This is a genomic window from Sphingobium sp. Ant17, assembly GCF_000588875.1.
GTDB lineage: Bacteria > Pseudomonadota > Alphaproteobacteria > Sphingomonadales > Sphingomonadaceae > Sphingobium.
In genome coordinates this window covers 1-10,000 of record NZ_JEMV01000058.1, presented here as the reverse complement: position 1 = coordinate 10,000, position 10,000 = coordinate 1, and the positions used below count along the sequence as shown (strand labels likewise).

At 63.3% G+C, this 10,000-nt stretch carries 8 protein-coding genes and 2 pseudogenes (1 of these 10 cut by a window edge); 5 read left to right on the top strand and 5 right to left on the bottom strand.

Going from position 1 to position 10,000, the window contains the following annotated elements:
• A protein-coding gene (locus BF95_RS19490) for a lipopolysaccharide biosynthesis protein (RefSeq protein ID WP_043153664.1) crosses the window boundary here: on the top strand, positions 1 to 1,263 show its 3' portion. Its footprint begins 225 nt before the window's first position; only the last 1,263 of its 1,488 coding nucleotides appear in the window; its start codon lies beyond the left edge, outside the window; it ends in the stop codon at positions 1,261 to 1,263.
• Positions 1,264 to 1,286: 23 nt separating this feature from the next.
• Here BF95_RS19490 and BF95_RS19485 read toward each other — a convergent pair whose 3' ends face one another.
• Positions 1,287 to 1,715, bottom strand: coding sequence for a CBS domain-containing protein (locus tag BF95_RS19485; RefSeq protein WP_043153661.1), 429 nt, complete (start codon positions 1,713 to 1,715; stop codon positions 1,287 to 1,289).
• Positions 1,716 to 1,788: 73 nt separating this feature from the next.
• Between BF95_RS19485 and BF95_RS19480 the strand changes: the two genes are divergently transcribed.
• Together BF95_RS19480 and BF95_RS19475 are read left to right on the top strand one after the other, a co-directional pair.
• Positions 1,789 to 2,088 (top strand): hypothetical protein, encoded by a 300-nt coding sequence (locus BF95_RS19480; protein WP_043153689.1) that lies wholly within the window; start codon positions 1,789 to 1,791, stop codon positions 2,086 to 2,088.
• Positions 2,081 to 2,458: an acyl-CoA thioesterase gene (locus BF95_RS19475; protein ID WP_043153658.1), complete on the top strand. Its 378-nt coding sequence runs from the start codon at positions 2,081 to 2,083 to the stop codon at positions 2,456 to 2,458. The genes BF95_RS19480 and BF95_RS19475 overlap by 8 nt, the downstream gene beginning before the upstream one ends.
• 118 nt (positions 2,459 to 2,576) lie before the next feature.
• Here BF95_RS19475 and BF95_RS19470 read toward each other — a convergent pair whose 3' ends face one another.
• The 4 genes and pseudogenes from BF95_RS19470 to hisS form a co-directional block, all read right to left on the bottom strand.
• Positions 2,577 to 3,491: a DUF4167 domain-containing protein gene (locus BF95_RS19470; protein WP_043153656.1), complete on the bottom strand. Its 915-nt coding sequence runs from the start codon at positions 3,489 to 3,491 to the stop codon at positions 2,577 to 2,579.
• A gap of 299 nt (positions 3,492 to 3,790) precedes the next feature.
• Positions 3,791 to 4,605, bottom strand: a pseudogene (gene prmC / locus BF95_RS19465) (peptide chain release factor N(5)-glutamine methyltransferase).
• Positions 4,602 to 5,691 (bottom strand): annotated as a pseudogene (gene prfA / locus BF95_RS25750) (peptide chain release factor 1). The pseudogenes prmC and prfA overlap by 4 nt, the downstream one beginning before the upstream one ends.
• Positions 5,692 to 5,824: 133 nt before the next feature.
• Positions 5,825 to 7,168, bottom strand: a complete 1,344-nt coding sequence (hisS, locus tag BF95_RS19450) for a histidine--tRNA ligase (RefSeq protein ID WP_081764221.1) — start codon at positions 7,166 to 7,168, stop codon at positions 5,825 to 5,827.
• 143 nt (positions 7,169 to 7,311) lie between these two features.
• On the opposite strand from hisS, the gene BF95_RS19445 reads away from it, so the two are divergent.
• Together BF95_RS19445 and ppa are read left to right on the top strand one after the other, a co-directional pair.
• Positions 7,312 to 9,243, top strand: a complete 1,932-nt coding sequence (locus tag BF95_RS19445) for a M61 family metallopeptidase (protein WP_043153683.1) — start codon at positions 7,312 to 7,314, stop codon at positions 9,241 to 9,243.
• Positions 9,244 to 9,280: 37 nt separating this feature from the next.
• Positions 9,281 to 9,820 carry an inorganic diphosphatase gene (ppa, locus tag BF95_RS19440; protein ID WP_043153648.1) on the top strand — a complete coding sequence of 180 codons (540 nt, stop codon included), beginning with the start codon at positions 9,281 to 9,283 and terminating at the stop codon, positions 9,818 to 9,820.
• Positions 9,821 to 10,000 lie beyond the last annotated feature (180 nt).

The window sequence follows — 10,000 nt, the reverse complement described above, 5'->3', positions numbered from 1 at the left end:
CTGGTCCAGTCCGATTCGGTGACACCGCACCGGTTGCGCCAGGCCTTTGGCATCATGCTGCTGCTCAATGGCGCACTCGCGGCGCTGCAACTGGCGATCGCGCCGATCGCGGCGGACTATTATGACCAGCCGATGGTCGCGGACCTCCTGCGGGTGCAGGCGCTGCTCTATCTGTCCACGCCCTTCATCTCGATTCCCGAAGCGATCATGGGGCGAGCACTGGATTTCAAACGGCCTGCCTTGGTCAATCTGATCGCGGCCTTCGCCTCGGCCGCCGTCGCGCTCTACGGCGCGCTGTCGGACTGGGGGGTGTGGACGCTGGTGTTTGCGCCGATCGCTGGTTTCTGGGTCAAGGGGCTGGGCTATATAATAGCGACGGGTTTCCGGCCGATTCCCAGCTTCGATTTTCGCGGCACCGGGGCAATGGTGACCTATGGCGCGTCGCTGCTAGGCGGGCAGCTCTTCTGGATCGCGCAGAGCCAGGCGGATATTTTTATCGGCGGGCGGGTGCTGGAGCCACATCAACTCGGCCTCTATGCCGAAGCGCTGTTCCTCACGCAGATCTTCGTCAGCAAATTCATTCCGCCGCTCAACGATGTCGCCTTCCCCGCTTATGCGCGGATGCAGAAGGATCCGTCGCGCGTCGCCTGGTCCTTCTGCAAGGCGGTGCGATTGCTGTTGCTGATTTCCTGCCCGGTCTATCTGGGCATGGCGGTGACGGCCGAACCGTTGGTCGAGACATTATTCGGGGCCAAGTGGCTGGAAATGGCCCCGTTCGTCGCGATACTCGCGCTCGCCATGCCGTTCATGACGGTGCAGGTGATGTTCGCGCCAGTGAGCAATGCGCTGGGTCGGCCCGGCACCACGGCGCGAGTCGCGGCGGTCGGCGCGGTGCTGATGCCGATTTCCTTCCTGATCGGCATCAGATTCGGCGCGATTGGCCTCGCCTGGGCATGGCTGGGCGCTTTTCCGATCCTGACCGCGATCACTGCACGGCTAGCCGGTGCGCCGATGGGATTGCGCCTGGTCGACGTGGTGCGCGCGGCCGCGCCGGCGCTGGGCTGCTCGGTGTTGATGGCTGGCGTCGTGATGGCGGTTGATTCGCTGCTGCCGCCGCTGGCTGCGCCGATCAGACTGGGGATATTGGTGCCGACCGGCGGCGTCGCTTTCCTGGCCGCGCTGATGCTGTGTTCGCGCAGCACGGTGATGGAACTGGTCGCGCTAGTGGTTCGCCGCGCCCCCCCGGCCCAGGCACCAGCCTGAACCCGGGCGGTGCGGGCGGGTTTTCACGCCGTCTGGATATAGTCGCGCAGCGCGCTCGCTTCCGATTCGATGCTGTCGATGCGGAATTTTACCAGATCGCCGATGGAAATCAGGCCGACCAGTTGCCCATCGACCACGACGGGCAGATGGCGGATGCGCCGCTTGGTCATCAGCGAGAGGCCATGGATCACCGGCATCTTGTCATCGACGGTGATGGCAGGCGAGGTCATCAGGTCGCCGACCGGATGGTCGAGCGCCGCCGCGCCATCGGTAGCCACGCGATAGACGAGGTCGCGTTCGGAGAAGATGCCGACCACTTCGCCATCATCGACCACGGGCACGCAGCCGATTCGCCGATCGGCGAGCAACTGGACCGCGGACAGCACCGTATCGGTGGACCGTACCTGGACGACATCGCGCCCCTTGCCCCGCAAAATCGCTGCAATCGTCATGGCTGCTCTCCTTCTGCCCTATAATTTGGTTCAGGCGCTTGATGATCCCACTTTCGCGGCCCAAAGAAAAGGGATGACACGCAAGCAAGCGCTCGATGATCCCCAGATCGCCGCCACCGCCTGGGCCCGCTTTCGCCGCATCATGGCGTGGATGGCGCTGGGCGGGGCGGCCTGCACCGGGCTCGCCCTGCTCTTTCTCTATTATCGCTCGGAAACCATGCCGATCCACATGATCATCGCGACCATATTGGGGGTCTGGCTGACCTTCATGCTGGGGACGGGGTTGATGGCGCTGGCTTTCCTGTCGCATGGCACCGGTCATGACGAGCAGGTGATGGACCGGCTGAAGGACGAGGTGCCGCTGGATGACTGACCAGCGCGACGATGTGGTGTTGCGGGTGATGCCGCGCATCGCCGACATCAATGCCAATGGGCATATTTTCGGCGGCTGGGTGCTGAGCCAGATGGATATTGCAGGCGGCATCGTCGCCCATCGGATCGCGCGGGGCGCCGTAGCGACCGTCGCGATCGAGAGCATGAAGTTCATCACGCCGATTTTGCTGGGCGATGTCGTGTCGGTCTATGCCCATGAAGAGCGGCGTGGGCGCACCTCGGTGGCTATCCGCATCGATGTGGTGGCGACGCGCGGGGCGGAGGAAGAGCAGGTCGATTTGACCAGCGGCCTATTCACCTTCGTCGCGCTGGATGAGAATCACCGGCCGCGGGCTTTGCCCGCCATCTAATTCTCAGCGCGGTGCCCGAATAGGGCATCTGTCCGGTCGGAAGGCCAGACAGCAAAAAGGGGATGGCGCCACTGGTGCGCCATCCCCTTTTTTCGTCCGGTAGAACCGCTGTTCGGTTTTATTCGGCTGCTTCGGTCGCGGGGCGCGGGCGGCGGGTGCGCTTCTTGGGCGCTTCCGCTGCGGCGTCGCCATCATTGTCGGCCCGTCCGATCGCGGGCGGCAATACGGCGATGTCGAGGCTTTCGCTCGCCTGGTCCGTGTCCGGCACTATCTTGCGTGGACGACCACGGCGGGGACGGGGCGCTTCGGCTTCGGGCTGGGGCGCGGTCGCCTGCTCAGCAACAGGCGCGGGCGTGGGTGCAGCCTGCTCGGCCTGCGGCTGCGGTTCGGCCGCGACGGGACGATCGCGACGGGGACGGTCACGACGGGCGTTGCGGTCTTCGCGCGGCTCGTCCTGGCGGCGATTCTGGTCGCGTTGCGGGCGGTCACCTTGGGCACGGTCGCCCTGATCGCGTTGTCCGCGATCGGCATAGTCGCGCTGGGGCCGATCGCCCTGCTCGCGCGGGGCGCGGTCATTGCGATCGTTACGGTCATTTTGTTCACGCGGGGCGCGATCGAAACCGGGCTGTTCGCGCGGGGTGCGGTCGTAGGACGAATTGTCGGTGCGGAATTCGTCGACACCGTCGGCGACGCCCTCGAAATCATCGCCATCCTCGTCGAAATTCTCGTCCGGGCGGCGGTGGCGTTGCGGCTGGCCCTGCTGCTGTTCTTCCTGCCGGGCGCGGTTGTCGGCCAGGACGCGGAAATAATGGTCAGCGAATTGGAGATAATATTCGGCATTGACCCGATCACCCGACATCTGGGCATCGCGCGCCATATTCTTGTATTTTTCAAGAAGCTGGGTCGCATTCCCGCGGGCGCGATTGTCGATGCGGTTGCCGCTGTCGCCACCCCCGCCCCGATTGTTGGTGTTGGGGCGTCCGTTATTATTCCGGCCGCGATTGCGGCGACCGGCCTGCCGGTTGTTGATCAAGATATGATCCTTGTGTTCGCTGTCATAACCTTGGCTGAAAACACTGTTCCGTCGCCATCCCCAAGCGCGACCCGCTCATCGGGCCGGATATAGCTCCGCAGGACATAGGCCCTTATTTGGCTTATGCCGTCCAATGCCAGAGGTGCCGCGCAGCAGCGCCATCATGACTTTAAGGAGCTAGAAAACAGCTTTTCCATCAATGACCTGAAAGTGTCATGTCGCCGGAGCGTGCTGTTCCTGACCCCGATGTAATGGCTTTCATGTCATAAACCAAGCAAATTCGGCTTTATCATAGTTAATCATCGGGTAGCGACCAGGCAGCGGTCCAGCCCGGCCAGATCGCGCAGCGGCCGCACGGCAAGGCCGACGCCCGCCAGCAGCGCCGTAACGGCAAGGCGCTGGTCATGGCCGATCTCGATCGCAGCCATGCCACCCGGCGCGATCAGGCGCGGCAGGGCGAGGACGATGCGGCGATAATCGTCAAGGCCTTCGTCGCCCGCGAACAGCGCGCTGCCCGGTTCGCGCAGCACATCGCCCGCCAGCGCCGCGTCGCGCGCGATATAGGGCGGGTTGATGAGGAGCAGGTCGAACGGGCCGTCGACCCCCTGCCCCCAATCGCCGAGGCGGAATTGCGCGCGCGTCGCCAGGCCCAGCCGCACGGCATTGCCCTGCGCAACCGCGAGCGCCCCCGGCGAGGCATCGATCCCCAAGCCCTGCGCAGTGGGCCATTCGGTCAGGGCCGCGAGCAGGAGCGCGCCGGAGCCGGTGCCGAGGTCGAGAACGGACGCAGGTGCGTGCCCCGCAAAATGTGCGACCGCTGCCTCGATCAGCGTTTCGCTGTCGGGGCGGGGGATCAGCACGTCGGGCGTGACCGTCAGGCTGATCGTCCAGAAATCGCGCGTCCCGCTGATATAGGCGATCGGTTCGCCGTTCAGACGGCGGTCGAGCAATACGGCGAAGGTGGCGGGGACCGCAAGGTCGCGCTGGCGCAGCAGCATGTCGGCGCGCGAGAGGCCGAGCGCATGGGCCATCAGCAATTCGGCGTCGAGCGCGCGGTGTCGCTGGTCGCGCTCAAACGGGCCGTGGCCTCGCGCAGCGCAGGCGCGATGCTCACCCCACTCCGTCCAGTTGGGCGATGCGGGCGGCCTCGTCTTCGGCGATCAGCGCGTCGATGACTTCGGCGAGGCCCGGCCCTTCGAGGATTTCGGGCAGGCGGTGCAGCGTCAAGTTGATGCGGTGGTCAGTGACGCGCCCTTGCGGGAAATTATAGGTGCGGATGCGTTCGGAGCGGTCGCCCGACCCCACCATCGCCTTGCGCGCGCCGGCCTGTTCGCTTTGGGTGCGTTGCCGTTCGGTTCGTAGAGGCGGGCGCGCAGCACCTGCATCGCCTTCGCCTTATTCTTGTGCTGGGATCGCTCATCCTGCTGGATGACGACGAGGCCGCTGGGCAAATGGGTGATGCGGACGGCGGAGTCGGTGGTGTTGACGTGCTGGCCGCCTGCGCCGCTAGCGCGGTAAATGTCGATCTTGAGGTCGCCATCGGCGATCTGGACATCGACTTCCTCCGGTTCGGGGAGGACGGCGACGGTCGCCGCGCTGGTGTGGATGCGCCCGCCGCTTTCGGTGACGGGGACGCGCTGGACGCGGTGGACGCCGCTTTCGAACTTCAGTTTCGCGAACACGCCGGTGCGGTGATGGAGGCAACGATTTCCTTGAAACCGCCCGCTTCCGAGGCATTGGCGGTGAGCGGCTCCATTTTCCACCCCTGCGTGTCGGCGTAGCGCTGATACATGCGGAAGAGGTCGCCTGCGAACAGCGCGGCTTCATCACCGCCGGTTCCGGCGCGGATTTCCAGCATGGCGGGGCGGGCATCGGCCGAATCGCGGGGCAGGAGTTGCAGTGCCAGCGCGCGTTCGGCCTGCGGCAACTGGCTCTTGAGGAGCTGCATTTCCTCCTGCGCCATTTCGCGCATCAGCGGGTCGGCATCGGCATCGACCCCGCCCGCCATATAGTCGAGCGCGGCCAATTCCTGCCGCAAGCGGCGCACTTCATGCGCGGCGCGGGCAACCGGCTCGATCTCGGCATATTCCTTCGACAGGCGCACGAACGCATCGGGGGCAAGGTCGGCGCGCGTCATCGACGCCTGCACCTCATCCCGGCGCGCCTCGATCTGCGCGATGCGTTCAGGGGATATGTGCATTAGGTGTTGCCCCTAAATCCGTTCGGGCTGAGCTTGTCGAAGCCCCGTCCTTTCTTGCAGGCAGAAGAAGAATGGCCCTTCGACAAGCTCAGGGCGAACGGGGTTTGGGGTGCGTGGAAAGCGGCGACGGGCATTAGCGAGGCGCTCGCCTCTCTTCGCTCAACAAATCTATATTGAGAAGTATATCATCCACATATTCAGGATCGATCTTGAATCGTCCGCGCAAAATGTTTTCCACAGATTTGTTGAGATCAGACGTACGAGAGTGGTGCCCTGCCTTGAAGCGCAGGGATGCGAACGTCCCAGGCTTATGGTGCAAGGCGTCAATATTTATGACCAATTCCGCAGCACTACAGGCGCGATTATATCTTTTATCTTTCTTGCCACTAAAGGTCGTAAAAACACTTAATTCGCGTTGCCGGAATAAGTGCGCGAGACTCTGAGCAAGAGATTCGGAATCAGCGTTTTCAGGAACTATTCCGATCTGCAGTGGCTCTCGTTTTGGCTCATCAACGAGCATCGCCAGCCGTTCTATGCCCGCAGCCCAACCTACAGCCGGTGTTGGCTTGCCACCCAGATTTTCGATCAGGCCATCATAGCGTCCGCCGCCCAGCACGGTGCCTTGCGCACCCAGCCGGTCGGTGACGAATTCGAACGCGGTGTGGCGATAATAATCGAGGCCGCGCACCAGGCGCGCGTTGCGTTCCCAGGCGACGCCAGCCGCATCCAGGCCGCTCGTCACCTTGTCGAAGAAGCTGCGGGCTTCGTCGGTCAGATAGGCGTCGATGTCGGGAGCGCTGTCGGCGACGGGGCGGTCGCGCGGGTCTTTGCTGTCGAGGATGCGGAGCGGGTTGCGCTGCAGGCGATCGACGCTGTCTTCCGACAAATCGCCACGATGCGCCTCGAAATGCGCGATCAGCGCGGCGCGCCAGGCGTCGCGGCTGGCGGCATCGCCCAGCGTGTTGAGCGTCAGCGTCACGCCGTCATCAATGCCCAGTTCCTTGAGCAACTGGTCGGCCATGACCAGCAATTCCACGTCCGCGCCCGGCTCGGCCGCGCCGATGATTTCGGCATCGAGCTGGTGGAACTGGCGGAAGCGGCCCTTTTGCGGGCGTTCGTAGCGGAACAACGGCCCGTGGGTCGCCACTTTAAGCGGCGCATATTGCTGCCAGCCTTCGGTGATATAGGCGCGGCTAATGCCAGCGGTAAATTCGGGGCGCAGGGTGATGCTGTCGCCGCCGCGATCGTCGAACGTGTACATTTCCTTGGACACGACGTCAGTGCTTTCGCCCAGCGAGCGGGCAAAGACGGCGGTGGATTCGAATACCGGCACTTCGACGCGCGCAAAGCCGTAGAGTTTGCGCACTCGGTCGAAGGTCGCGACCACATGCGCGAAACGTTCCTGGAACGCTTCCGTGGTGCCGCCCAGCATGTCCTGCGTGCCGCGTACCGGACGCGGCGTTTCGATTTTAGCCATGGGGATGGGCCTTTAACCGCAATTGGCCCCCAAGGAAACGCGCTTTTTACGCGCCTGCATCAAGGGGTGGACGCGCCCGCGCGGCGACGCCATTGTGCGGGCATGAGGGCCATCCGGCCCAAACTGCATTTTCGGAGATGTTCATGATCCGCAGCCTTGCTGCCGCCCTTTTCCTGACAACGGGCCTGTCGACCGCGATTGTCAGCCCCCTTTTCGCGCAGGAGGCGATCCGGTCCAAGCCGACCGCCCTGCCGATCGATGACGCGACCCCTGCCCCAAAAGACGTGCCCTATCCTGGTGGCACCATCAAATTGGAGGTCGATGCCAGCGACACGACACAGCGCATCTTCCGCGTGAAGGAAACCATTCCCGTTGCGACCAGCGGGCCGATGACGCTGCTGATGCCCGCCTGGCTGCCGGGCAATCATGCGCCGCGCGGGCAGATCGAGAAGCTGACGGGGCTGACCATCACCGCCAATGGCCAGCCGGTGGCGTGGACGCGCGATCCGCTCAACGTCTTCGGCTTCATCATCGACGTGCCGCAGGGCGCGCGCGAAGTGGTGGCGCAGTTTCAGTTCCTGTCGGCAACCCAGCCCAATCAGGGCCGCGTCGTCATCACGCCCAAGATGCTGAACATCCAATGGGAAAGCGTCTCGCTCTATCCGGCGGGCTATTATACGCGGCAGATCCCGGTGCAGGCGACCGTCACCTATCCGGCGGGCTGGCAGGCGGCGACCGCGCTGCGCGGCACGAAGAGCGGCAACCGCGTCGCTTATGAGACGATCGATTATGAAGCGTTGCAGGATTCGCCGGTCTTTGCGGGCAAGCATTTCAAGGCGGTGGACCTGGGCAAGAATGTGACGCTCAACATCGTCGCCGACGATGCCGACGAGCTGGACTATAAGCCCGAACAGATGGCCAAGCATAAGAAGCTGGTCGATGAAGCGGGCGCGTTGTTCGGCAGCTATCATTTCGACCATTATGATTTCCTGCTGGCGCTGACCGACGAGATGGGCGGCATTGGCCTGGAGCATCATCGCTCCTCGGAAAATCAGGTCGAGCCGGGCTATTTCAAGAAATGGGAGTCGGGCGAGGCGCTGCTCGACCGCAACCTGTTGCCGCATGAATTCACCCATAGCTGGGACGGCAAGTTCCGCCGCCCCGATTTGCTGTGGACCCCCGATTTCCGCACGCCGATGCAGGATAATCTGCTGTGGGTCTATGAAGGGCAGACGCAGTTCTGGGGCTATGTGCTGGGTGCCCGGTCTGGCATGTTCACCAAGCAGGAAACGCTGGACGCCTATGCCCAGATCGCGGCGAAGCTCGATACCAACGTCGGTCGGCAATGGCGGCCGATGGGCGACACCACCCATGACCCGATCATTTCGGCGCGACGACCCAAGGGTTGGGCCAGTTGGCAGCGGTCGGAGGATTATTATAATGAAGGGCTGATGATCTGGCTGGAAGCCGATGCGATCATTTCCAAGGCGACGCGCGGCACCAAGGGGCTGGACGATTTCGCCAAGGCCTTCTTCGGCGTGAAGCCGGGCGATTGGGGTCAGCTCGTCTATAATCGCCAAGAGGTGATCGACACGCTCGACGGCATCGCGCCCTATGACTGGGCCGGTTTCTTCCGCACCTATGTTGATAGCCCGACCAAGGAAACGCCCAAGGGCGGCTTCATCCTGGGCGGTTACAAGCTGGTCTATGGCGAGGAACCCAACGCCATCACCAAGGCGGCCGAGGGCGCGAACAAGATGGTGGACCAGAGCTTCGGGCTGGGCGCGGTCGTCAAGAATGACGGCGACATCAGCGCCGTCATCTGGGACAGCGCGGCGTTCAAGGCAGGTTTGGTGATTGGTGCCAAGATAGTGGCGGTCAATGGCGACGAATTTTCCGGCGACGTGTGGAAGGCGGCAATCAAGGCCAAGCAGCCGATCGATATCATCCTAAAGCAGGATAAATATTACCGCACATTGTCGCTCGATTATTCGGGCGGTCTGCGCTATCCGCGCCTCGAAAAGACAGGAGAGGGTGAAGGCAGCCTGGATAAGCTGCTCAAGCCGAGAACATAATCACCCGTAGCGCATCATCGTAGTAAGAGGCTTTCCTATGAATATCGAACTGATCCCGGTGGGCGACGATCCGCCAAACAGCCTGAACGTCATCATCGAAGTGCCGGTCGGCGGCGAGCCGGTCAAATATGAATTCGACAAGGCGTCGGGCGCGCTGTTCGTGGACCGCATCCTCCACACGCCGATGCGCTACCCCGCCAATTATGGCTTCGTGCCGCACACGCTGTCGCCCGATGGCGATCCGCTCGACGCGCTCGTCATCGCGCGCTCGCCCTTCGTCCCCGGATCGGTCGTGCGCGCGCGCCCGATCGCGGTATTGAACCTGGAAGACGAAGCCGGCGGCGACGAGAAGCTTGTCTGCGTACCCGACAACAAGACCTTCCCTTATTATGCCGACATCAGCGAGAAAGACGACCTGCCCGGCATCGTGATGGAGCAGATCGAGCATTTCTTCACCCACTATAAGGACTTGGAAAAGACCAAGTGGGTCCGCATCGGCACTTGGGGCGGCGCGGAAGATGCCAAGCAGATCACGCTGGAAGCCATCGCCCGCTATCAGGCATCGAAGACGGCGTAAGGCTGTAAGGTTAGAGTGAATAGAGAGGCCGCGCGGGGTGACCGGCGCGGCCTTTTTGGTGGGCGCGACACGGTCCTCCCTGTCGCGAAGCGATGGGGAGGTGTCAGCGCGCAGCGCTGACGGAGGGGCGATGGGGTGACCTGCGCATGGCCCCTCCCCCACGCTTCGCGGCAGTCCCCC

Coding starts and splice junctions, on each gene's coding strand:
- BF95_RS19445 (WP_043153683.1), top strand. CDS start 7,312: ATGATCCGCAGCCTTGCTGCCGCCCTTTTCCTGACAACGGGCCTGTCG.
- ppa (WP_043153648.1), top strand. CDS start 9,281: ATGAATATCGAACTGATCCCGGTGGGCGACGATCCGCCAAACAGCCTG.
- BF95_RS19485 (WP_043153661.1), bottom strand. CDS start 1,715: ATGACGATTGCAGCGATTTTGCGGGGCAAGGGGCGCGATGTCGTCCAG.
- BF95_RS19480 (WP_043153689.1), top strand. CDS start 1,789: ATGACACGCAAGCAAGCGCTCGATGATCCCCAGATCGCCGCCACCGCC.
- BF95_RS19475 (WP_043153658.1), top strand. CDS start 2,081: ATGACTGACCAGCGCGACGATGTGGTGTTGCGGGTGATGCCGCGCATC.
- hisS (WP_081764221.1), bottom strand. CDS start 7,168: ATGGCTAAAATCGAAACGCCGCGTCCGGTACGCGGCACGCAGGACATG.